Genomic DNA, 23,811 nt, shown 5'->3' with positions numbered 1-23,811 from the left:
GGTAAAGTTATAATTATTTATGTTCGATTACAATGCGCAGTATTAATATGCATTGCTGGCTAATTGTTGCTATTTAAGTAATTTATAATGAGGGAATTGATCTCCGTTTTTTGCGCGTCTGTTTCATCCATGCCACCCATGTTGTTGTGTGTGGCATTTACCTTTACAATTTTTATATGGTACTTTTCCTGTTCCTCTGTTGATGGCAGCACGCCTAGATCCGCTGGCTGATCACTTGAGCGGATGGAGAATATTTTAGGTTTTGATGCACGTGGAAAAGGAACTCGCCTGTTATCAAGTGTTATTACAATTTTGGCAAAACCCGGGTATTCATTGGCGATAAGCATTGCCATATCGCCACCGTTTGAATGGCCGATTAATGCAATGTACTTATAATCAAGTTGCGGATACATCGCTTTTATTTTAGCAGCCACAAAAAATATGCTTTTTACCCCCGTATCCCAAAATGGTTTTCTTAGCTCATAAATGTTACCTGTTGTTGGTATGGGCGTATCACCAGGCAGATCATGCTGAATTGTAACCACCATATAGCCGTTGTTGGCAAGGTTAACAGCTATGTAACCGTAATCGGTTTTTGTACCGCCATAACCTGGATTGAGTATCACCAGTTTTTTTGGTGATGTATGGGCTGTATAATATATAGCTATTGGTATATCCCGCCCGCGCGAACTATCTGTAAATGTCATGGTATCTATGCGGGTGATTATACCATTAATATAAGTGTCAAACTTAATGGGTTTTGCTTGGTGTTTAGATGTACTACACCCGGCAAATACAAGCACCGCTAATAAAGTTGATAGTAATTTATGTTTCATAACAGGGTTCTTTGTTATGCTTTCAGCAACTCCCTCGCATTTTGCAACGCGCTCTCACCTGGTTTATCACCGCTCAGCATTTTGGCAATTTCCAGCACACGTTCCTGTTCGTTTAGTTGTTTAATACGGGTGTTGGTAATTGCGCCTTCATCATCTTTATAAACAAAGTAATGGCTCTGGCCCTTGCTGGCTATTTGAGGTAGGTGGGTTATGGTGATCACCTGTAAGTTTCCGGCCAAATGTTCCATTATCTGCCCAACTTTATTGGCTACCTCGCCTGATACTCCTGTATCAATCTCATCAAAAATAATAGTCGGCAAGGCAGTGTTTTGCGCCACCAGCGACTTAATGCTGAGCATCAGCCTTGATAGTTCACCACCCGATGCTACTTTGCTCATCTCTGCAAGGGAATGGCCTTTGTTGGCAGAGAAAAGGAAGCGGATCACATCAGCACCTGAATCCCCCAAACCCCCTAAAGGGGAGTTATGTCCTTTGGTATCTGCAAAAAGATTAGCCGACTGCTGTAACTCCCCTTTAGGGGGTTTGGGGGCCTTTTCAATTTGCAAATTCGAATTCGCCATTCCCATTTCAGCCAATGTACTTAATATCTCTTTCTCAATAGTTGGGATAACTTTTGAACGATTGGCAGATAGTTCAGCAGCTAGATGTTCTAACTCTTTTTTATCAGTATCCAGTTGCTTTTGTAGCTTTTCTATCGCTTCGTCACCAAATACGGCTTGTTGTATTTTTTCTGACAGATCATCCTGGATCTGCAATAATTCCGAATTTGTATTTACCCGATGTTTTTTTTGTAGGGTATAAACCAGGCTCAGGCGGGTATTGATCTCTTCGGCGCGGGGCTCATTGGTATGGGTGCGCTGTTCGATGGTTTCAATTTCTACCGCTATATCTTTTAGTTCGATGATAGCGCTATTTAAACGCTGGTGCAGCTCTGTAATCTCAGAATTGAATTTTTCAAGTGTTGACAACTGATGCCCGGCCTCGCGCAATTGTAGAATAGCGCTGGTTTCGCCCTCGTTCATCAAATAATTAGCACCTGCCAGGTTACGTTTTATTTCTTCGGCATTGTTCAGTGTATATAATTCCTGCTCCAGTGCTTCCTGCTCATCAGCAGCAAGGTTTGCCTTTTCCAGCTCATCAAACTGAAACTGGTAATAATCAAGGTCGGCTTTTGCTTTGTCGCTTTCATCAATCAACTGCTGTAATTTACTGATGGACCTTTTATAAGCCTTGAATTTAGTACGGTAATCATTCAGCAAACCATCATGTTTGGCAACGGAGTCAACAACCAGCAATTGGAAATCGGGATCATTGATCTCCAGCGTAGCATGTTGCGAGTGAATGTCTATCAGTTTTTCGCCTAAAGCTTTTAGGGTAGTAAGGTTTACCGGGGTGTCATTTACAAAGGCCCTTGATTTGCCATCGGCAGAGATCTCACGCCTTAAAACGGTTTCAGTTTCGTAATCAAGGTCATTATCCTCAAAAAAGGATTTCAAATGAAATCCTTCTATCTTAAATGATCCTTCGATCACACATTTTTTTTGCTGATTAAAAAAGTAGCGACTCTCGGCACGAGCACCTAAAATAAGGGAAAGGGCGCCAAGTATAATAGATTTACCCGCGCCCGTTTCGCCTGTAAGTATGTTCAATCCTTTATCAAAACTGATCTCGAGATTGTCAATTAAAGCATAATTACTAATAGAAAGCCTTTGGAGCATAGCGTTAAAATAAGAACGCTAAAATACAAATTACTTTGTTAGGCTTTATTAGTTTCCACTCTTTGTACTGTCCTCATCTGCCTTTTTCATGTCGCGATCAATATCATCCTTTATTTTCTTTTGCATGTCTTCCATCTCCTTTTTAAACTCAGGATCATTAAATTTTTTAGCCATTTCCTCACTTTGTTTTTTCATGTCATCAACCTGTACTTTCCATGCTTTGCTGTTAACCTGCTTGCTGATAATGATGGCTTGTTTTTGCATATCTTTCACCTGTTTTTTCCATTCCGGACTGTCAAACTGTGCCTTTATTTTTATCTGCATGTCCTCCATCTGCTTTTTAAACTCCGGATTGTTAGCTTGATCTTTTATCTGCACCTGGATGTCTTCCATCTGCTTTTTAAATTCAGGGCTATCGAACTGGATTTTTATTTTATCAGCTTCTGCCTGCATTTTAGCAACCTGCTTTTTAAATTCAGGACTATTTGCCTTTATAGCCATTTTTCTGGCCTCAACTTGCATAGCTATTACCTGTTTTTTCCATTGCGGGTTATTGAATTGCTTGTCCATCTGAATCTTCATGTCAAGCATTTGTTTTCTCCACTCCGGGCTATTAGTTAGTTTTTTGATCGAGGCAATTTTAGCACTGTCCATATCACCAAAGCCTTCATTCTCTTTTAAAAACTCAGTTTTAACCGATTCAGGCATTTCATTAACCGAATGATATTCTTTCCTGTTGCCTTTATCATCATCCATTATAATGCTAAACTTTTTAATTCGCTTTGCGGTGTCGTTTATATGTACATCCGCAACGGTATCAATATGGAATACCATTATCTTTTTTGGAGATGGAGGAGGTGCTGGTGCAACTGGTTGTACCTCAATAGCTACTGCGGGCGGTGCCGGTGCTGCGGGCGGACTTAAATGATAAACTGCAGTTTTTGTCATTTTGTGTGATGTTGTTTTGGCTACACTATATTGTGGTATTCCCCAGGCCAGTAAAGCGCCAATTGCCGCAACTGCTACAACAACCAGCAGGTGAAATTTGGGGAGTGAATCGTTTGTTTTCATTGTGTTTAATCTTTTAATTCTGTTTAATAAGGGATATTTATTTGTATTTGCCGACGCCATGGCCAGCGCATAGTTCTGTTTGTTTTGCTGCGCGATGATGAACAGCGCTTTTGAATAGGTGAAATTGTTGTACTCAGCATCAACTACCATGTCATCACAGCAATATTCGCGTTCTGCCCGTATGTTTTTTGATATGAGCCACGCAAAAGGGTTGAAGCATAAAATGGTATCCATAATACACTGCAAAATATTCAGCAGGTAATCATGGCGTTTAATATGTGCCAATTCATGTAATAATATGGCCTCCACCTGGTCGGTATCCAAATTATTTATGAGTGCCAGCGGGAATATAACTATCGGTTTAAAGTGCCCTATAGTAAGTGGTATTTGTATATGTTCCGAAAAATAGAGCGATACCTTTTTCACTATCCCCAGGTTCTTAACCAGTGTATCTGTTTTCGCCGACCATTCACTATCGGCCGACAGGTTCTTTTGCTTCCTGATCTGGTGAATGTTTACCAGGCCGCCCAATAACTTAAAGGAGTGCAACATCAGTCCGATCATGTACAAGCCGGTTATATACTGGGCATACTTTATAATAAAGCTTTCGGCTTGCTGCAATAGGGTAGGCAGATTTTTGGTATCATGTACCAAGCCGCTATTATATAGTAGCATGCTGTAATGCGGGAGAGATGCATCATGCACATATATTTTTACCAGGTTAGCCAAAAACCAGCAGGTGATTATAGTCAGACCTAAATAATTAATATCATACCTATAGTTTGAACCTATACCCGGAAACAATTGAAAAAACAATTGCAAACCGATGTAGATCAATAAGGCTTGTCCGAATGATTCGAATATGGCCTGGCCCAGGGCGTTAATAAGAATGCTCGTTATCATTGTGTTAATTATTAATTGTTTTTTTCCAGTTTATCCAGGTAATCCTTTATCATGTCCAGCTCTGCCTTTGACGATTTATTGCTGCTCAGCGCCTGCATGATCAATTGCGAAGTAGAGCCTTTAAACACTGTCGATATAATTTTATCTAAAGCAGTATTCTGTGCTTGCTCTCGCGTAATTAAAGCTTTATATAAATGTGTTTTGGCTGATGTATCACGTTCTACCAAACCCTTATCGTGCATTATCTGCATCAGCTTAAGGGTAGTGGTGTAACCTGCGTCCTTGGTTTTGGCTAATACTTCATGTACATCACGTACAGTGCATTGACCCTTTTCCCAAATTATCTGCAGTATTTCCAGCTCGCTTTCTGTTGGTTTTATTTCCATCTCTCTTATCTATTACGAATTTCTTCGTACAAATATGTACGATAGTTTTCGTATGTGCAAATTATTTCACACTTTTTAACAAATAGACGTGGGAAATTTGGAGATGTTACAGTGGATGAAGGTATTAAATATACGCGCGTCATTGCGAGGAACAGCCTTTCCGGACTTGTTTTTGGACAGCAATCCCCCACAGAATGGTAATGCAAGTCGTTTACCTATCATGTGCAGCCGCTCATTGCCGCGGAGGCTACTACTTTTATCTTGATACAAAAGGTAGCAAAAAATCAAGTCATTAGAAATGCTTCTTTGCCGCACGGGGCCTTTGCCCTGCAAATCAGGCAAAACCTGGGCTGCTATATTTTACCCTGCTGTCGCTACGCACATGTTCCACGCTTCAGTAAAAATCTGCTATGCCCTGCCACGCACAAGGCCATCATTGTTTTGCCTGCTTTCACCCGAAGCTGTTCTACTGACTGAAAAGGAACTTCACTATTCCTTTTATAGGAAGAGATACTTTAAATGAACCGTAATTAAGAGCGGGTAAAGGCCTGACAAAAAGCGCGGGCCTGGGTGTTTTGCCTGTGGGTGGAAGGATCTTTTTGTCTTGATTTTTTGTTTCTTTTGTATCAAGACAAAAGAAATAGGCCTTAGCGGCTATGAGCGATACTATGCGACTCAACAGATAAGCAAACATGTTGGGGATTGCTTTGCCGAAACAAGTTCGGGAAAGGCTGTTCCTCGCAATGACGTGTGGATAAAAAGGACGCGTAGTTAAAAATCCTGAGATCCCTAAAATCCAATAAATCTTGATTCCCTTACTTCTGCAACGTCTGGTACTTATTACCATTAGCCGGATCAGCCTGGTTAAGGATATTCATGGCCTGAAGCCTGTCTTGTGATTCGGCTTTGCTGAATATGGACACCAGTTCATCGCTCTTAGCAGTAAAAAATACCAGCGGGAACATGGCGCCTAAACGTGTGCGGTCAATTTGGGTAAGCTGGGGTAGCAAGCCTGAAATAACTTTTAACCCTTTGCCGGCATTATCAGCCATTACATCAAGCCCGTTACGATGGTAATCATACATCACACTACGTAAGGGCAAATAGGTTTTGTTATTAAGGTTTTCTGCGAGCCAATACCTGCTCACGTTGTTATTATCAAATGCTTTCCAGCCTTTGTATGACGATGTTTGTGCGTTGTTAACCACGTTTTGTGCAGCGGTAAAATATTGACTGCCACCAAACCTGGAGAAGCTGTCATAATCTATGCCTATAATTGTATAAGCATAAAAGGCCATTATTGAACTTAAGTTGCTGGTAAATGTTTGGTCGCTAAAATCAATGGTTTGCCCCTGGTCGTAAGTGAAATCAATATCCTTATCGTTAACTATAAGCAGGCTGGTGGAGTATGATGAGTTGAAGACAGGTCTTGAGGATTGCACCTGTAATTCGCCGCTAAAGCTGTTGTTGCCATCCCAACTGGTAACGGTTAGTACAAAACTACAATCAAAGCGTTCTTCGGGTAAAATAGGATCGGCACACCATTTACGGCCATTCAAAAAATCCTTCATGGCGGTCGACAGCTGGTCAAAGATCCGCTTATTGGTGGTTTGAATTTTTGGGGACAGGACCGTAACCCTCGCATTCAGATCTTGCGCGGTAGCTGCATAGCTTAAACAAATCAACAAGATATAAATGCTTAATGTCTTCATCCTTTTATTAGTTCAACGAGTTTATTGCAGATATCGAGGGCCACTTCATCCTTGCTTTTAAGGTCGTATATAGTTTTTTGCAGATTACTGTCAATAATGGTTATTTTATTGGTGTCGCCTTTAAATCCCGCTCCGGTATCGTTAAGCGAATTTAATACAATAAAATCAAGGTTTTTCTTTTTTAGTTTCAGTATAGCGTTTTGCTCTTCGTCGTTAGTTTCAAGGGCAAAACCTACCAGGTATTGGTCAGCGTGTTTCTTTTCGCCTAATGTTCTTAAAATATCAACGGTAGTTTTTAGTTCGATATTAAGATTTCTGCCTTGTTTCTTTATTTTCTGATCAGCAACGTTTACGGGAGTATAATCTGCAACCGCAGCGCTCATGATACAGGCTTTTACATCAGCATAATATTGCTCACAGGCTGCCAGCATTTGCGCAGCAGAGGTTACATCAACACGTTTAACAGCCCGCTGATGGCTAACTTGCGCCGTAGGCCCGGTAACCAGTACAACATCGGCCCCCAGTTTAACCAATTCATCAGCGATAGCAAAGCCCATCTTACCTGATGAGTGATTGCCGATAAAGCGTACAGGATCAATAGCCTCATAAGTAGGCCCGGCGGTAACCAGTATTTTTTGATTAACCAAAGGGAGTCCCTTTTTTAAATCTGCGGATATAAAATCGATGATCTCTTCAGGTTCAGCCATCCGGCCCTCACCGTGCAGCCCGCTGGCCAGCTCACCATTACCTGGCTTTATCAATACGTTCCCAAATGATATCAGCCTGTCAACGTTTTCTACTGTTGACGAATGCTTCCACATATCCAGGTCCATAGCAGGGGCAAAGTATACCGGACATTTAGCCGACAGGTATATGGCGGTAAGCAGGTTATCACAAAGGCCGCCGGCCATTTTTGCCAGGGTATTGGCACTTGCCGGGGCTATCAGGAAAAGATCAGCCCATAGGCCCAGCTCAACATGGTTATTCCACTCGCCTGTTTCGGGCGTAAAGTAATCAACCAGTACCGGGTTTTTTGATAGGGTGGAGAGTGTTAAGGGAGTAATAAAGTCGGTAGCTTCGGGAGTCATCACTACTTGCACATTGGCTCCGGCTTTAATCAGTAAACGCACCAGTGTAGCCGATTTATAAGCTGCTATACTGCCACAGATGCCTAAAACAATCTTTTTATTCTCAAGCATAAAGCCCCCTAACCCCCTAAAGGGGGAATAATAGTTAAAACTAACAAAAAAAACTCCCCTGATGGGGAGTTTCATGAATTTTTTACAACCCCTTTAGGGGCTGGGGATTATTGTTGCTCTTTAGCCGGATTGCGGTAGTAAACTTTACCATCTAAAAATTCCTGAACTGCTACCAATGATGGTTTAGGCAGTCTTTCGTAATATTTAGATATTTCAATTTGCTCACGGTTTTCGAATATCTCTTCTAAGTTATCGTTAGATGAAGCAAATTCTGAAAGTTTTTGATGCAATTCTTCTTTTATGTTGTTTGAAAGCTGGTTGGCTCTTTTTGACATAATTACGATAGACTCATAAATGTTCCCTGTTTCAACATCTAACTCACGTAAATCGCGGGTTACTGTGCTGCTTGCTACAGCAGGCTTGGTATTATTAGCGTTAGCACTCATATCAATCTTTTTTTAATTTGGTATTTTCTGATTATCGTTCCCTTTCTCTGATGGAGGCTGAGATTTAGTTGTGTCTTTTTTAGCTAGTTTTCTGGCCAGTCGCTCGTCTGTTAGCGCTTCTGCCAATACTTTCTTGGCTTGTACTATACCGCGGTCGCTTTCTTTTCGCAGGGTAGCAACCTCAGCAAGGTCTTTACTTTTTGGATACTTTTCAGTGAACTGGTCGGCATCAACAATGGCCTGTGTAAAGCGATCTTCCTGAAAATCCTCCCTGCTCTTTTTTGCATACTGGTATTGCGCCTGTATGGTAAGGTATTCCATATCCTCAGCATATTTAGTATCCGGATAATCGCGTAAAGCATTACCAAATGCTATAGTTGCAGCCTGATAATCGCCTATAGTTAAATATAGCTTGGCATTTTCATATGCTTTCTGCTCCAGTTTATCGCGCAGGTTTTGGATCAGCTTACTTGCCTCGGCCACACGTTCACTCTTAGGATAAAGGTTAATGAACAATTGCAATGCCTCAATAGCCTTTAACGTGTTCTCCTGATCAAGCGAATAGATCGGCGAATCCAGGTAATGGCAATAGGCCGACATAAATCGGCACTCCTCGGCTCGGGTACTGCTTGGGTAAGTATCAGCAAATGTTTTAAAGTGATAGCTGGCCGAAGTATAATCCTTCAGTTTATAGTTAGTATAGGCATAGTAATAATAAAGGTCCTCAGCCTGGCTTTGCCCGCGGTAACGTTGTACCAGGGTTTCAAATAATTCCAGTGCTTTACTGTAATCCCTTTTGTTATAAAGCCTTATAGCTTCCTTGTATTTTTTGGCATAATCATTACTTGCTTTCAGCTTTTCAAATTTGCTTTTACAGCTTCCGAATGCAAGTACTAATACAATTAAAATAGCCCCTAATAGGGGTAGTTGTTTTTTAAACATCGTGCAAAGATAGTTGAATAATATAAATCAGTCAATTAATTTATTTTAACGGCTAATATATACTGCCTTTTTTGTTCCGGGCCTATATATAATGGTATTTAACATCTTTTAACTTTTAGTGGACGATGCTTATATGAGCTGATCATTTATACAACGCTGAAAGGCCTGCCATATATATACTATAGTTATTATATAAGGAGTGCCTGTATATATAGTATATAAAGGGCACCTGTATATATAATATAAAGAGCACCGGTAAACCAGGGCAGATCTTTGTCTATATATTAATATACCGTATTTATCAGTAGCTAATATATAGCTGCCATATATTATAGATAATTGACCTTATAAATACCATATATACTATACAGGTATGATATTCACTAAGCAGGTTTTGCAGGATACTGTTTAAAGTGTATTTAGTTTGAAATTTTTCAGGCTGATTTGCAAAGCGTTATAACTTTTGTGCTGAATTAAGTTGCGCAGGCTTTGCATAATTCAAAACTCTTCATACCTTTGCAGCCCGCAAAAAAGGGTAACGCGATGTTGCTTTTAGGGGGTGAAAAAAAAGTTAAAATAAATATTGTGAAATAGGAAAAGGTTATTACCTTTGCAGCCCGGTAAAACGGGAACAATATTAGTTCTGACAAGAGAAAAAAAAGTTAAAATAAAAATTGCAAATTAAGAAAAGGTTCTTACCTTTGCAGTCCCAAAACAAACGGGCGTTTTTAACGAAAGATCAGGAGCGAATCCTGAGACACAAAATTGAAATTTGATCCTGGTAAAACAGGGGAAAAATATAAAAGCCGAACCGTGAGGGCGAGGCGCTAAAGTTCTTTTAAGAAATAGAAAATCATGTAACGTAGCGGAAAGCTCGGTACGAAAGGGAAGGGCAACCGGACTGGAAGTTAAGAGTGATCTGATTACAAAATAAGGAAGGTGGATCTGTAAAAAGAATAATTTTATATACAGATTCTATTATTAATAATAGGGTCAGTGAACAAACAAAACATTTTACAATGGAGAGTTTGATCCTGGCTCAGGATGAACGCTAGCGGCAGGCCTAATACATGCAAGTCGGACGGGATTGGAGAGCTTGCTTTCCATGAGAGTGGCGCACGGGTGCGTAACACGTATGTAACCTACCTTCACCAGGGGGATAGCCTCTCGAAAGAGAGATTAAGACCGCATAACATTATTGAATAGCATTATTTAATAATCAAATATTTATAGGGTGAAGATGGGCATGCGGAACATTAGCTAGTTGGTAAGGTAACGGCTTACCAAGGCTACGATGTTTAGGGGATCTGAGAGGATGACCCCCCACACTGGTACTGAGACACGGACCAGACTCCTACGGGAGGCAGCAGTAAGGAATATTGGTCAATGGGCGGAAGCCTGAACCAGCCATGCCGCGTGCAGGAAGACGGCCCTACGGGTTGTAAACTGCTTTTATACCGGAATAAACCTATCTACGTGTAGATAGCTGAATGTACGGTAAGAATAAGGATCGGCTAACTCCGTGCCAGCAGCCGCGGTAATACGGAGGATCCAAGCGTTATCCGGATTTATTGGGTTTAAAGGGTGCGTAGGTGGCCTGTTAAGTCAGGGGTGAAAGACGGTAGCTCAACTATCGCAGTGCCTTTGATACTGACGGGCTTGAATGAACTAGAGGTAGGCGGAATGTGACAAGTAGCGGTGAAATGCATAGATATGTCACAGAACACCAATTGCGAAGGCAGCTTACTATGGTTTTATTGACACTGAGGCACGAAAGCGTGGGGATCAAACAGGATTAGATACCCTGGTAGTCCACGCCCTAAACGATGAATACTCGATGTTGGCGATATACGGTCAGCGTCTAAGCGAAAGCGTTAAGTATTCCACCTGGGGAGTACGCCCGCAAGGGTGAAACTCAAAGGAATTGACGGGGGCCCGCACAAGCGGAGGAGCATGTGGTTTAATTCGATGATACGCGAGGAACCTTACCCGGGCTTGAAAGTTAGTGAATGATTCAGAGACGAATCAGCTCTTCGGAGCACGAAACTAGGTGCTGCATGGCTGTCGTCAGCTCGTGCCGTGAGGTGTTGGGTTAAGTCCCGCAACGAGCGCAACCCCTATGTTTAGTTGCCAGCACGTTAAGGTGGGGACTCTAAACAGACTGCCTATGCAAATAGAGAGGAAGGAGGGGACGACGTCAAGTCATCATGGCCCTTACGTCCGGGGCTACACACGTGCTACAATGGGCAGTACAGAGGGCAGCTACCTGGCAACAGGATGCCAATCTCAAAAAGCTGTTCACAGTTCGGATCGGGGTCTGCAACTCGACCCCGTGAAGTTGGATTCGCTAGTAATCGCATATCAGCAATGATGCGGTGAATACGTTCCCGGGCCTTGTACACACCGCCCGTCAAGCCATGGAAGCTGGAAGTGCCTGAAGTGCGTAACCGCAAGGAGCGTCCTAGGGTAAAGTCGGTAACTGGGGCTAAGTCGTAACAAGGTAGCCGTACCGGAAGGTGTGGCTGGAATACCTCCTTTCTGGAGCAGGTTCACCATTCCAAACAATCAGAACAAGCTCGTTACATGATTATTTCTTAAATTATTGGTTGAATAGTTGAATAGTTGAATAGGAGAATGGTTAAACCCACTCACCGCTCACTACTCACCACTCACTCATTAATAAACACACAAAAGGAAAACCCAAAAGATGAAGCCATCAGTGGCTGTGACTTGAATAAAGGTACAGGACAAGGTTGGCAGTAAGCAGTCGGGAGTCGTAAGTCGAAAGTCATAAAAGACTCGAGACTGAGAACTTGAGACTCAGAGCTGCAAACTAAATAAAGTCCCGTAGCTCAGTTTGGTTAGAGCACTACACTGATAATGTAGGGGTCAGCAGTTCAAATCTGCTCGGGACTACATAGCAGCTTACGCTGCAAGTCTGAAGTTGGAAGTTCAAAGTCGAAAGTCGGCTTAAGACTAAAGACTCAGGGCTTAAGACTAAATCTTAAGGGGGATTAGCTCAGCTGGCTAGAGCACCTGCCTTGCACGCAGGGGGTCAACGGTTCGAATCCGTTATTCTCCACACGCCCTCCGTTTCCTGAAAGGGATAGGATATCATGCAAATTGCTGTAAAGCAAGGGGACACGTTCTTTGACATATTGGAAGAAGTAATTAAAAAGAGAAGACAACAGTATAGAGACGGTTGTTGGCTGTTGAATTACGAGTTGAAAGTTATGAGTTGAAAGTTGCAGGTATTTATACTTACAACCTACAACACAGAACCAACAACAAAGTAAGGAGACACGACAATCATATCGAAAAAAGCATACATACCGAGCAAAAGGCGGTATAGTAGAAGAAAGTAAGAAAGGGTACACGGGGGATGCCTTGGCTCTCAGAGGCGATGAAGGACGTGATAAGCTGCGATAAGCCGCGGGGATCAGCAAATATGAATTGATCCGCGGATTTCCGAATGGGGAAACCTAACTATTTGAAGAATAGTTGCATAAATGCGCGAACCTGCTGAACTGAAACATCTAAGTAAGCAGAGGAAGAGAAAACAACAGTGATTTCCAGAGTAGTGGCGAGCGAAATGGAAACAGCCCAAACCGGCTATGTTAAGGCATAGCCGGGGTTATAGGACCACAACATGAATATTAAACAAAACCGGAACGGGGTGGGAAACCCGGCCATAGAGCATGAGAGCTGCGTACGGGTAATGGATAATAGGATAGTGGTATCCTGAGTACCGCGAGGTCGGAGACGCCTTGTGGGAATTTGCCGGCACCATCCGGTAAGGCTAAATACTCCTGAGAGACCGATAGTGAACCAGTACCGTGAGGGAAAGGTGAAAAGAACCCCGAACAGGGGAGTGAAATAGAACCTGAAACCGTGTACTTACAAGCGGTCGGAGCGGACATGTTCCGTGACGGCGTGCCTTTTGCATAATGAGCCTACGAGTTACTCCTCTCTGGCAAGGTTAAGTGTTTAAGACACGGATCCGAAGCGAAAGCGAGTCTGAAAAGGGCGTATAGTCAGAGGGGGTAGACGCGAAACCTTGTGATCTACCCATGGACAGGTTGAAGGTGCCGTAACAGGTACTGGAGGACCGAACCGATAAACGTTGAAAAGTTTCCGGATGATCTGTGGGTAGGGGTGAAAGGCTAATCAAACTGGGAAATAGCTCGTACTCCCCGAAATGTTTTTAGGAACAGCCTGGCGGTTGAGTTAATAAGAGGTAGAGCTACTAATTGGGTGCGGGGGAGTCAAATCCTACCAAATCCAGATAAACTCCGAATGCTTATTAATATACGCTGGAGTGAGGCTCTGGGTGCTAAGGTCCAGGGCCGAGAGGGAAAGAACCCAGACCATCAGCTAAGGTCCCCAAATTACCACTAAGTTGAACTAACGAGGTCCGATTGCACAGACAGCTAGGATGTTGGCTTGGAAGCAGCCATTCATTTAAAGAGTGCGTAACAGCTCACTAGTCGAGCGATCGGGCATGGATAATAAACGGGCATTAAGTGGTATACCGAAGCTATGGATTTGCAGTAATGCATCTGGTAGGGGAGCATTCTACTATCGGTGAAGCAGGAGCGGCAAGCAACTGTGGAGAGAGTAGAAAAGCAAATGTAGGCATAAGTAACGATAAGGCGGGAGAGAAACCCGCCCACCGAAAGACTAAGGTTTCCTGATCAACGCTAATCGGATCAGGGTTAGTCGGGGCCTAAGGTGAAGCCGAAGGGCGTAGCCGATGGACAACTGGTTAATATTCCAGTACTTTTTATAACTGCGATGCGGTGACGGAGTAGTGACACTGACGCGAACTGACGGAATAGTTCGTTAAAGGCCGTAGGTATAGGAGACACAGGTAAGTCCGTGACTCTTGCTGAAAGCTGATAGTACCTTGAGCCTTCGGGTAAGAGGATAGTTCAGGTAATCAGACTTCCAAGAAAACCCGCTAAGCTTCAGGTTATAAAAACCCGTACCGTAAACCGACACAGGTAGTCGAGGAGAGAATCCTAAGGTGCTCGAGTGAATCATGGCTAAGGAACTCGGCAAAATGGCCCTGTAACTTCGGGAGAAGGGGCGCTTCAGCAATGAAGCCGCAGTGAAAAGGCCCAGGCGACTGTTTAACAAAAACACATGGCTATGCAAAATCGAAAGATGACGTATATGGCCTGACACCTGCCCGGTGCCGGAAGGTTAAGAGGGGATGTTAGTCGCAAGGCGAAGCATTGAATCGAAGCCCCGGTAAACGGCGGCCGTAACTATAACGGTCCTAAGGTAGCGAAATTCCTTGTCGGGTAAGTTCCGACCTGCACGAATGGTGTAACGATCTGGGCGCTGTCTCAGCCATGAGCTCGGTGAAATTGTGGTATCGGTGAAGACGCCGGTTACCCGCAACGGGACGGAAAGACCCCATGCACCTTCACTACAACTTAACATTGATATCGGATACAGGATGTGTAGGATAGGTGGGAGACTGTGATCCGGCTTCGCTAGGAGTCGGTTAGTCAACGTTGAAATACCACCCTTTCTGTATTTGGTGTCTAATCCCTTCATGAGGGAGACATTGTTTGGCGGGTAGTTTGACTGGGGTGGTCGCCTCCAAAAAGGTAACGGAGGCTTTCAAAGGTAAGCTCAGTACGCTTGGTAACCGTACGCGGAGTGCAATAGCATAAGCTTGCTTGACTGTGAGACAGACAAGTCGATCAGGGTCGAAAGACGGATATAGTGATCCGGTGGTTCTGCATGGAAGGGCCATCGCTCAAAGGATAAAAGGTACGCTGGGGATAACAGGCTGATCTCCCCCAAGAGCTCATATCGACGGGGAGGTTTGGCACCTCGATGTCGGCTCGTCACATCCTGGGGCTGGAGAAGGTCCCAAGGGTTGAGCTGTTCGCTCATTAAAGTGGCACGCGAGCTGGGTTCAGAACGTCGCGAGACAGTTCGGTCCCTATCTGTTGTGGGCGTTGGAAGTTTGAGTGGGGCTGACCTTAGTACGAGAGGACCGGGTTGGACTAACCTCTGGTGAATCTGTTATGGCGCCAGCTGTATTGCAGAGTAGCTACGTTGGGAATAGATAAGCGCTGAAAGCATCTAAGTGCGAAACTAGCCACAAGATGAGACTTCCATTGAGGGTCGTAGCAGACTACTACGTTGATAGGTTACAGGTATAAAGGTGGTGACATCATAGCCGAGTAATACTAATTGCCCGAAGCTTTCTTCGTGATGGAAAATAGTGAGTGGTTCAGCAATGGACCGCTCACGAACAACCAACAAACAGATAATTGAATAAATTATATTGTTGTTTTCTCTTAATTATTTACTTCTTTCAATAATATGTCATTGTTTGTGGTCATTAATCATTGTGTCATTAGTCATTAGAACTAAGCATAATAACAAAAGCCAATACAAACAAATAAAAAATAAGTTATGGTTATAGCCATCAGTCAGTAATGACTAATGACCCAATGACCAATGACTAAAAGAAATTCAGGTGCCTATATCGGCGGTGTCCACCTCTTCCCATTCCGAACAGAGAAGTTAAGCCCGCCAGAGCCGATGGTACTGCAGTAAAATGTGGGAGAGTAGGTCGGTGCCCAATCTTATCAGCCTAGCGCTGTGAATCCAGAACCCTTCAATCGAATAGATTGAGGGGTTTCTGCGTTTTGGGGCTTTTGTGTCAACACCCCCCGTCATGCTGAACTTGTTTCAGCACCCCATTAGCAGAGCCGAATACAGATCGCAGACCATGCAGGTGAGATGCCGAAACAAGTTCGGCATGACGGTTAGGAGGATTATCATTAATAGTTTGTCCGGCCGTTTTCCCCTGCCCATAGGATTGGCCGGTTTTAGGCCAGCACATCGCCCAGATCAATACCTTTTTGTTTATCGGCAGGTGTTGCCAGGCGTTCTAACCCTGTTGCTACCGCAAGCGTCCCGCTTGTGGTACGCGTTTAGGTAGCCAGGCGTATAACAAATTAATTATTGCAATGCGGCTAAATTGCATGCGGGCCACAAGCGGGACGCTTGCGTCAGCGGGGGACAGCAGGACGGCGTGATTTATAAGTTCGCGTTAGGGATGGTAACGGATACCGGCCAAGTGAGGGTCTCAAGCATCGGCCGAGCTTAAGGCCTGTAGCCGTATGAGTGAACAGCCCGGCCCGCTGCATAGCGGGAAACGCCCTGAAAGGAAACATTAACATATTAATTCATGGCAAAAAACTCCACCCTGAAATAGTTACCATCGGCATTGCTACGATAACTTAATTCGCCACCCATTTCTTTGGTCATGAGCTTGGCTATGGAGAGGCCAAGGCCCAGTCTGCTTTCTTTTGATGTTGAAGCATCGTTTAATGTTTTCAATTTATCAAACATCCAGTCTAACTCGTGCTGACCGATGGCTACGCCTTCATCAATAATTTCGAACACAAATTTTTGCGCCTGTAAACTTGTGGTAACTAACAGCGTATTGTTTAACTGTGAAAACTTAATAGCGTTTGATAACAGGTTTTGGAACACCTGGCCCGCAAACACCTTGTCGAGCCTAACATGTAAAGGCCTGTTTGATATGTTATTAACCAGGTTTATATTTTTGGTTAGCGCCGTTTCATTTAAACCTTTAACAACCTGGTTCACCTCCGTATTAATATCAAAGATTTCCAGGTTAAAATTGATCTCATTCGAGTCGATTTCTTTTACATTTACCAGTTTGCTTAACAAGTACTGCATCTTATCGGCAGATTCAGTAATGTAATTGATATACTCTTTCTGCTCAGTGCTTAACCTGTAATTTTCTTCCTGTATTAAAACGCTGCTCATAATAATAGAGCCGATCAGGTTTTTAAGGTCATGGCCGGCAATATTAATAAAGCTGTTTTTATGGTCGTTTAGCTTACGCAATTGCTCATATTGCAAATCAATTAGCTTATCCTTTTCGTTCAGATCATGGCGTTGCTCCTTAAGCAGGTCTGTTGATTTTTCTATAAGGATGCGGGAGTTGATATAACGCTCAGTTATTCTATACTGGGCATTTGGTATAAGGCACGATAGGGCAGTCGTTAGGGCAAAAAATTGTCCGCCTTTACTGATAAAAAGATTAAGATCGTAATGACTAAAAGCCTTATAGCATATCAATATCAGTAAAAATGCTACTAAAGCTTGTATAATGGAATTTACAGGTTCCCAGAAAACCTGCAGGTTAAAAAATAGTATGATCAGTGAATACAATAAAAAGTAAAGACTCAATTGACCAATATTTACCAGGGAGCATAACGCAGCCGATGTTATGGATATAAGCAATAAGGATATATGCAGCAATAACCGGTAATCATACTGCTTGCGTTGGAAGAGACCATGCAGCGCATAAATAGCCAAGCTTATAACCAAACGAACTATAAAAAACTGTAACCATAAAGCGGGTACATATAGGTAATCAACAACGCATAATAAGGGATAGAGCAGTGCAATTGTGAAGACAATAATGTTTGTTTGGTGCCAGGCTTTTTTTAATATTTCTGTCGAGAACTCCTCTTTAGTTACTTGGATGAACATTCTGATTTATTGAAAATATAAAAAGAATCAGTTAGGGTTATAATTGGTTAACGTGACTAAAAATACATGAAAATTAATGTTTAATGAAATTATATTTATATAGAAATTAAAAATTCAAGCAGTAAATATTAAAAAGTCATATCAAGAAATAGAATATTGCCTATACCGATAAGATGGTGGTGAAAATAGCTTTCAGATTAATACGTAGTTGGAAAGAAATTAACTAACAAAAGGTATGCTATTATGTTTAACTAATACCCTTAAAAATGAGGCTTTGAACATAGCTAAGGGTATATTTATTAATATTAAAATAACTACATTTGATGCATACTATTTGTTATGAAATTTTTTGAAGATAAAAGACGGGAAGTAATGGTTCATATCGAGAAATTCATGCTCGAAAAGATGAATGAATACTTGAAGCCCATTGATACCATTTGGCAACCATCAGACTTTTTACCCGATGCTTCAAAAGATAATTTCTTTACAGAGATAAAAGAACTGCAGGAAAGTGCACAGGGTTTATCATACGACCTGGTTGCCGTTTTAATTGGCGATACTATTACCGAAGAGGCTTTGCCTAGTTACGAATCATGGCTGGCCATGGTTCAGAATGTATCCGACGATGAAGAAGGTGGTTGGATGCGATGGAACCGCCATTGGACAGCTGAAGAAAACCGTCATGGCGACTTATTAAACAAATACCTTTACCTATCAGGCCGTGTAAACATGCGCATGATGGAAATATCAACCCAATACCTGATAGCCGATGGTTTTGATATAGGTACCGGGCATGATCCATACCGTAACTTTATATATACATCGTTTCAGGAGCTGGCAACCAATATTTCGCACCGTCGTGTAGCATCGCAGGCTAAAAAGGATGGCGATACGCTGCTGTCAAAAATGTGCGGTGTTATAGCATCTGATGAGGCCCGCCATGCTAAAGCTTACAAATATTTTATAGAGAAGGTTTTTGAGGTTGATCCTAATGGCGCTATGCTGGCCTTTGAGGATATGATGCGGAAGAAAATTGTGATGCCTGCACACTTTTTACGTGAAGTAGGCTTAAAAATAGGCCAAACCTTTGGTCATTTTACCGATGCGGCACAACGCTTGGGTATATACACCGCAATTGACTATGTTGATATACTGAAAGAACTGATCGAAGACTGGCACATTGCAGATATGCCCGACTTAAACGAAACCGGCGAAAAAGCGCGTGATTATATCATGAACCTTCCTGATCGTTTACTGCGCGTTGCCGATAGAATGAAAAACCCAATGCTGGAATATAAGTTTAGCTGGATAAACTCCTAAAAATTCCGAACCAGGATTTATTAGATTTTAAGGATTTACGGGATGTACTTTTTGCATCTTATAAATCCGTTTAATCCCAAAAATCCTGGTTCTCATCCCTCTAACACCAGATCCGTCCCTCCATTACCCGATATATTCTCGAATAAACTATTCAGTATTGATTCCAGTGTTAACGAGTTAACATCATCAACATAATGTTCGGAGCGTGTTATCCATAGCTCATCGGCATTTATGGCTATGCTGAACAATATGTCCTCATATACCCCGGGTTGAGATATTTCAATAGTGTCGCCTTTGTTCTCAATTAAAAAATCGATATTGCTGTCACGCTGTTTACGAAACAGCGGGGTTAAGTTTTGCTGAAGATGATTATAAAGGCTGTTTATATTAACAGGCTTATGCAATGTGATGATTTTCATATAAACTGTCTTTTTATATTTATTTACAACCGAAAGTTTAATAATATTGTTTCAGATAAAGCACACATCCTTATTACGCAAAGTAAAAAGAGGGGTGTCATGCTGAGGCACTCGAAGCATGGGCGTAAAGGCCTTTGCCCACATGCTTCGAGTGCCTCAGCTTGACCCGTTGCTTATAATGGTTTATAAACGCAACACATCGCCACTATGAAATACAAATTACTGGGCCGTTCGGGCCTTAAAGTTTCTGAACTGTGCCTGGGCACAATGGGTTTTGGTACCGAAGCAGGCTGGGGTGCCGATGCTGCTACCAGCTTTGATATTATGGATGCCTACGCCAATGCCGGCGGCAACTTTCTGGATACTGCCAATATGTACAAATTGGGCACCAGTGAAAAGATAATAGGCGATTACCTCAGTAATCAGGACCGTGACTATTTTGTGCTGGCTACAAAATATACGTTAAAGGATAATACCACAAACCCAAACGCATCGGGCAATAACCGCAAAAACATGATGCGGAGTGTTGAACGAAGCCTTAAACGCCTCAAAACTGATTTCCTGGATATATTATACCTGCACATTTGGGATGATATAACCCCGGTTGATGAAGTGCTGCGCGCTATGGACGACCTGATACGCCAGGGTAAAATAAATTACGCCGCTATTAGCGATACCCCTGCGTGGGTAGTAGCCAAAGGTAATACCCTTGCCGAATTGATGGGATGGAGCCAGTTTGTGGCCCTGCAAATTGAATACAGTCTGCTGGCCCGTACACCTGAGCGGGAACTGATCCCTATGGCTAAACACTTCGGCATAACAGTTACGCCGTGGGCGCCACTGGCCGGCGGTGCATTAACAGGTAAATATTTGCGCGGCGAAAAAGGTCGCATAAAACCCGAAAGCAATCGCCTGAACGAGCGCAGCGAAAGCATTACCAAAGTTGTAGTGGATATCGCTGAAGAATTGGGTGTGTCGCCCGGAAATGTGGCGTTGCAATGGACAAGGCAGCAGGGTTTTTCCTGTATTCCGATTATAGGCGCTACTAAAGTTGATCAATTTATAGATAACCTTAAAACTATTGATGTTACCCTGAGTGATGATCAGCTTAAAAGATTAGATGAAGCCAGCGCTATTCAGCTAGGATTCCCCGGCGATTTCTTTAAGGAAGAAGCGGTAAGGAATAATAGTTTCGGCGGGTTTTATGATAGGGTGGAGAAAAGATAGGTTTACTTGAAGCAATAGCAGTGTAATGTAGGGTGTCATGCTGAGCGCTAGTCGAAGTATGAGCGTAAAGGCCTTTGCCCACATGCTTCGACTAGCGCTCAGCATGACAGCCAAGGGCGCATTTTATTATGCTCGTTTATAACGAGTGCTTTAGTCAGGCGATTGCATCGCCTGACTAAAGCACATCCTTCCACGTACTTGAATCCTTCAACATCACTTCGCGTAGCAAACGTATTTGCGGCATGCCATGATCCAGTACTTCATCGTGGAATTTTTTGAGGGAATAGTTAGCGCCTTCCTGTTTCTGGTAGTCTGCTCGTAATTTAAGTATCTCCATTTTACCGATACTATAAAACAAATAGCCCGGATCAAACGTGCCGCGTAATGCTTCCTGGCGCGATGGCTTATCGCCCTGGTACCAGTTATTCATTAAAAATTTGGTGGCATCATCCACACTCATGTTATGGCAATGGGTTTGGATGGATACGCATAAACGGCAAAACCTTAGTAAGGCATCGCCCGATTGAGCCAAACGGTATTTTGCGGCAGTAATGGTATCGCCATTATGACCGTAACCTTCATCAGCCATCATTTTTTCGCAGTAATGTGCCCAACCCTCAATATAGGCGTAGCTGCCAAATATCTTTTCAATTTTAGTGGCCGATGAAGCGTTCAAATGTAGAAATTGAGTGTAATGGCCTGGATAAGCTTCGTGAATGGTGATATTATCGGTGGTATAATAATCAAATTGTGATAGCCAGTCCTCTTTTTGTTTGGCTGTCCATGTAGGGTCGACAGGCGTAATGTAGTAATAAGATTCGCTGGCCTTAGTCTCAAACGGACCTGCAACATCCATTGAGGCAGTGCTGGTAGCACGGGCGAATTGCGGCGTTTCCTTAACCTGTACGCGTACTTCCGACGGCATGGTCACAATGTTCTTGTCGATCAAAAATTGCCTGATCTTTTCCAGGTTCTTTTTAGCATCAGGTATCAGGTTTTCGGCGGTAGGGTGTTCTTTTTGCAGGTCGTGATAAACATCAACCGGTTTTTTGTTGGGGTTGATGGTTTTGGCCGCGGCATTAAAAGCGATCTGTTCTTTTTTCAATTCCCTTAAGCCCATAGCCAGTATACTATCCGGATCCATGGTGATGCCCTCATTGTAAAGCAGCATTTTGCGGTAGCTGGCCTTGCCGATAGCGTAATTGTTGTTTGCCTTTGGTAGCTTTTCTTTCTGCAACCAGGTGGCATAGCCGTTTATGGCATCGATGGCGGCTTTGTTCACCTTGTTAAAATCAGCCATTAATGTATCGTCCTTAACATCTTTTAGGGCGATCTTCAGGTCGCCATTTAAAAATGAAGCTGAACCCTGCGCTATTTGTATAGCTGTTTCAACGTAGGGTTTTGGGAGGGTGTCGTTAAGGTTAGCTTTTGCATCAGCATAAAACTGAGGCGCATATTTTTCAATGGCAATAATGGATTTTAGCCTGTCAGTTAATGGTGCAAAGTTTCGCTTTACATATACGCTTACATCAAATGCCCCCGCATACGTCATGGGGTTTTTGGTAAACTCGGCCATATCCTCAAAACTGAAGATCTCCTGTTTTATAGCTGAATGGAGGATGCGGAAATCATAAAACATTTTTGGGCTTAATGAGGCGGTATCCGCGGTATTCATTTTCTCATCAAAGTCCTTTAACCTTGCTAGTTCCGTAGCTATTGATGCTTTATTTAATGGGACAAACTTGCCATCGTAATCATGCAAACCAAGCGTAACCGCCGATCCTGGTCGCCAGGCGAAGTATCCCGCCAGGTAATCATCACTAAACTTTTGAAAAGCGGCATCGCCCGAAAGTTTGTCGCCACCGGCAGCAGATTTCTGTTTGCAGCTAATCAGCACAGCCAGCGGAATAAATAGCAATAATAACTTTTTCATAATGAGGTTGATTTTTGAGAAAATCGAATATAAGTGTTTATTGCGTTGCAGGCAAGGCTGCAGTAATAGTGGATAATATGTATAGTGTTATTGCTAATTTAAGATTAGTTATATGTCGATTAAGCCTTTGTTTACCAATGATTTAAAAACAAATCTTAGTTGTCTGCTATTATACAATAAAACACTACGCTATGAAAAGAAAACTCACAAGCATAATATTGCTTACAGCCATGCTGGGCATGTTATGTACAAGTTGTGCCCCAAGGCATATTGCACCGCCACCCGCGCCACCACGACCGGCCGGACCGTAATAAATACGAAAGCCTTTATTGCCAGAACAATAAAGGCTTTTTTGTTCCCGGCATTCGGAAGATTAAAAAGGGTGTCATACTGAGCGATAGTCGAAGTATGTGGGCAAAGGCCTCTGCGCTCACCCTTCGACTAACGCTCAGGATGACACTTCGCCCTCGATATCAAAAAATCAATAGTATAAAACAAATATTTAGAGCCCGGTTAATCCTTTTCATTTATAATGTATCCAATAACTAAACACCCGTTATTCAGGATGTTGACATTTAAAATTTACGATTATGAAAAAGAGATTTTTTGGATACGCATTAATAATAGCCGCATTTGTTTCAGTAACCTCAGGTTGCTATGTAGGGTATGGTTATGGCCATCCGCATCACCATTACTACCATGGGTATTAAAAGATAATTGTCAGTGAAGTTTTGTATGAGTGTGTGTGATAAGTGAGGGTGAGTGCGTGTGTAAGAGCTCCGATATGATCGGGGCTCTTTTTTGTGGAAAATTAGGGAAAGAATCAAGAATTAAGAGTCAAGAATCAGGATAATATGGCTTCTTTCTTTGCCCGTCAGTAGAACAGCTTGGGACAAAAAGCCTCACCTAAATCATCTCCAAAGGAGAGGACTTTAAAAGATCTAATACGTAATCAAACGCGTGCAAAGGCCCGACAAAAAGCGCGGGCCTGGGTGTTTTGCCTGTGGGTGGAAGGATCTTTTTGTCTTGATTTTTTGTTTCTTTTGTATCAAGACAAAAGAAATAGGCCTTAGCGGCTATGAGCGATACCATCAAATATGCGAACCGCTCTGTATAGAT

General features: G+C 42.7%; 14 protein-coding genes, 2 tRNA genes and 3 rRNA genes. 7 read left to right on the top strand and 12 right to left on the bottom strand.

The annotated features are described in order from the left end of the window. Nucleotides 1-59 precede the first annotated feature (59 nt). From BLU33_RS18520 to BLU33_RS18480, 8 genes are all read right to left on the bottom strand, one after another. On the bottom strand, nucleotides 60-836 hold the full coding sequence (locus BLU33_RS18520) for a serine aminopeptidase domain-containing protein (protein WP_091376469.1): 777 nt from the start codon (nucleotides 834-836) through the stop codon (nucleotides 60-62). Nucleotides 837-850: 14 nt separating this feature from the next. Next, complete coding sequence (recN, locus tag BLU33_RS18515) at nucleotides 851-2,575, bottom strand: DNA repair protein RecN (protein ID WP_091376466.1); 1,725 nt, start codon at nucleotides 2,573-2,575, stop codon at nucleotides 851-853. Between the two features lie 48 nt (nucleotides 2,576-2,623). Continuing rightward, entirely contained in the window at nucleotides 2,624-4,549 is a 1,926-nt protein-coding gene (locus tag BLU33_RS18510) for a M56 family metallopeptidase (protein ID WP_091376463.1), read from the bottom strand. 11 nt (nucleotides 4,550-4,560) lie between these two features. Then, complete coding sequence (locus BLU33_RS18505) at nucleotides 4,561-4,935, bottom strand: BlaI/MecI/CopY family transcriptional regulator (protein WP_091376460.1); 375 nt, start codon at nucleotides 4,933-4,935, stop codon at nucleotides 4,561-4,563. Between the two features lie 815 nt (nucleotides 4,936-5,750). Continuing rightward, nucleotides 5,751-6,647 carry a type IX secretion system protein PorD gene (porD, locus tag BLU33_RS18495; RefSeq protein WP_091376454.1) on the bottom strand — a complete coding sequence of 299 codons (897 nt, stop codon included), beginning with the start codon at nucleotides 6,645-6,647 and terminating at the stop codon, nucleotides 5,751-5,753. Further along, entirely contained in the window at nucleotides 6,644-7,846 is a 1,203-nt protein-coding gene (coaBC, locus tag BLU33_RS18490) for a bifunctional phosphopantothenoylcysteine decarboxylase/phosphopantothenate--cysteine ligase CoaBC (RefSeq protein ID WP_091376451.1), read from the bottom strand. Before coaBC ends, porD begins: the two co-directional genes overlap by 4 nt. Before the next feature lie 107 nt (nucleotides 7,847-7,953). After that, nucleotides 7,954-8,292, bottom strand: a complete 339-nt coding sequence (locus BLU33_RS18485; protein WP_091376447.1) for a DNA-directed RNA polymerase subunit omega — start codon at nucleotides 8,290-8,292, stop codon at nucleotides 7,954-7,956. Between the two features lie 12 nt (nucleotides 8,293-8,304). Then, nucleotides 8,305-9,234 carry an outer membrane protein assembly factor BamD gene (locus BLU33_RS18480; protein WP_091376444.1) on the bottom strand — a complete coding sequence of 310 codons (930 nt, stop codon included), beginning with the start codon at nucleotides 9,232-9,234 and terminating at the stop codon, nucleotides 8,305-8,307. A gap of 1,016 nt (nucleotides 9,235-10,250) precedes the next feature. On the opposite strand from BLU33_RS18480, the gene BLU33_RS18475 reads away from it, so the two are divergent. The 5 genes from BLU33_RS18475 to rrf all read left to right on the top strand — a co-directional run bounded on the left by BLU33_RS18475 (nucleotide 10,251) and on the right by rrf (nucleotide 15,844). Continuing rightward, a 16S ribosomal RNA gene (locus BLU33_RS18475) occupies nucleotides 10,251-11,772 on the top strand. Between the two features lie 303 nt (nucleotides 11,773-12,075). After that, a tRNA-Ile gene (locus tag BLU33_RS18470) sits at nucleotides 12,076-12,150 on the top strand. Between the two features lie 92 nt (nucleotides 12,151-12,242). Continuing rightward, nucleotides 12,243-12,316, top strand: a tRNA-Ala gene (locus tag BLU33_RS18465). 272 nt (nucleotides 12,317-12,588) lie between these two features. Then, nucleotides 12,589-15,467, top strand: a 23S ribosomal RNA gene (locus BLU33_RS18460). Nucleotides 15,468-15,732: 265 nt separating this feature from the next. Then, a 5S ribosomal RNA gene (gene rrf, locus BLU33_RS18455) occupies nucleotides 15,733-15,844 on the top strand. The 16S, 23S and 5S rRNA genes sit together here with 2 tRNA genes alongside, the layout of an rRNA operon. A gap of 78 nt (nucleotides 15,845-15,922) precedes the next feature. On the opposite strand, the gene BLU33_RS25340 is transcribed toward rrf, so the two are convergent. Together BLU33_RS25340 and BLU33_RS18445 are read right to left on the bottom strand one after the other, a co-directional pair. Continuing rightward, on the bottom strand, nucleotides 15,923-16,105 hold the full coding sequence (locus BLU33_RS25340; protein WP_091376441.1) for a hypothetical protein: 183 nt from the start codon (nucleotides 16,103-16,105) through the stop codon (nucleotides 15,923-15,925). A 341-nt stretch (nucleotides 16,106-16,446) separates the two neighbouring features. Continuing rightward, nucleotides 16,447-17,793 carry a sensor histidine kinase gene (locus BLU33_RS18445; RefSeq protein WP_091376438.1) on the bottom strand — a complete coding sequence of 449 codons (1,347 nt, stop codon included), beginning with the start codon at nucleotides 17,791-17,793 and terminating at the stop codon, nucleotides 16,447-16,449. A 339-nt stretch (nucleotides 17,794-18,132) separates the two neighbouring features. Here BLU33_RS18445 and BLU33_RS18440 point away from each other — a divergent pair, with 339 nt between their 5' ends. Further along, nucleotides 18,133-19,113: an acyl-ACP desaturase gene (locus BLU33_RS18440; RefSeq protein ID WP_091376436.1), complete on the top strand. Its 981-nt coding sequence runs from the start codon at nucleotides 18,133-18,135 to the stop codon at nucleotides 19,111-19,113. A gap of 92 nt (nucleotides 19,114-19,205) precedes the next feature. Here the strand turns inward: BLU33_RS18440 and BLU33_RS18435 are convergent, their stop codons facing one another. Beyond that, nucleotides 19,206-19,532: a hypothetical protein gene (locus BLU33_RS18435; RefSeq protein WP_091376433.1), complete on the bottom strand. Its 327-nt coding sequence runs from the start codon at nucleotides 19,530-19,532 to the stop codon at nucleotides 19,206-19,208. A 207-nt stretch (nucleotides 19,533-19,739) separates the two neighbouring features. On the opposite strand from BLU33_RS18435, the gene BLU33_RS18430 reads away from it, so the two are divergent. Further along, complete coding sequence (locus BLU33_RS18430) at nucleotides 19,740-20,759, top strand: aldo/keto reductase (protein WP_091376430.1); 1,020 nt, start codon at nucleotides 19,740-19,742, stop codon at nucleotides 20,757-20,759. 175 nt (nucleotides 20,760-20,934) lie between these two features. Here the strand turns inward: BLU33_RS18430 and BLU33_RS18425 are convergent, their stop codons facing one another. Then, the gene (locus tag BLU33_RS18425; RefSeq protein ID WP_091376426.1) at nucleotides 20,935-22,692 is read right to left on the bottom strand and encodes a DUF885 domain-containing protein; all 1,758 of its coding nucleotides are present in this window, start codon (nucleotides 22,690-22,692) and stop codon (nucleotides 20,935-20,937) included. Nucleotides 22,693-23,811 lie beyond the last annotated feature (1,119 nt).

Source organism: Mucilaginibacter mallensis (genome assembly GCF_900105165.1).
GTDB classification, from domain to species: Bacteria; Bacteroidota; Bacteroidia; order Sphingobacteriales; family Sphingobacteriaceae; genus Mucilaginibacter; species Mucilaginibacter mallensis.
The sequence above is the reverse complement of the archived record's forward strand: the minus strand, read 5'-3'. Positions and strand labels throughout refer to the sequence as shown.

Coding starts and splice junctions, on each gene's coding strand:
- porD (WP_091376454.1), bottom strand. CDS start 6,647: ATGAAGACATTAAGCATTTATATCTTGTTGATTTGTTTAAGCTATGCA.
- coaBC (WP_091376451.1), bottom strand. CDS start 7,846: ATGCTTGAGAATAAAAAGATTGTTTTAGGCATCTGTGGCAGTATAGCA.
- BLU33_RS18430 (WP_091376430.1), top strand. CDS start 19,740: ATGAAATACAAATTACTGGGCCGTTCGGGCCTTAAAGTTTCTGAACTG.
- BLU33_RS18480 (WP_091376444.1), bottom strand. CDS start 9,234: ATGTTTAAAAAACAACTACCCCTATTAGGGGCTATTTTAATTGTATTA.
- BLU33_RS25340 (WP_091376441.1), bottom strand. CDS start 16,105: ATGTGCTGGCCTAAAACCGGCCAATCCTATGGGCAGGGGAAAACGGCC.
- BLU33_RS18510 (WP_091376463.1), bottom strand. CDS start 4,549: ATGATAACGAGCATTCTTATTAACGCCCTGGGCCAGGCCATATTCGAA.
- BLU33_RS18440 (WP_091376436.1), top strand. CDS start 18,133: ATGAAATTTTTTGAAGATAAAAGACGGGAAGTAATGGTTCATATCGAG.
- BLU33_RS18445 (WP_091376438.1), bottom strand. CDS start 17,793: ATGTTCATCCAAGTAACTAAAGAGGAGTTCTCGACAGAAATATTAAAA.
- recN (WP_091376466.1), bottom strand. CDS start 2,575: ATGCTCCAAAGGCTTTCTATTAGTAATTATGCTTTAATTGACAATCTC.
- BLU33_RS18485 (WP_091376447.1), bottom strand. CDS start 8,292: ATGAGTGCTAACGCTAATAATACCAAGCCTGCTGTAGCAAGCAGCACA.
- BLU33_RS18425 (WP_091376426.1), bottom strand. CDS start 22,692: ATGAAAAAGTTATTATTGCTATTTATTCCGCTGGCTGTGCTGATTAGC.
- BLU33_RS18505 (WP_091376460.1), bottom strand. CDS start 4,935: ATGGAAATAAAACCAACAGAAAGCGAGCTGGAAATACTGCAGATAATT.
- BLU33_RS18520 (WP_091376469.1), bottom strand. CDS start 836: ATGAAACATAAATTACTATCAACTTTATTAGCGGTGCTTGTATTTGCC.
- BLU33_RS18435 (WP_091376433.1), bottom strand. CDS start 19,532: ATGAAAATCATCACATTGCATAAGCCTGTTAATATAAACAGCCTTTAT.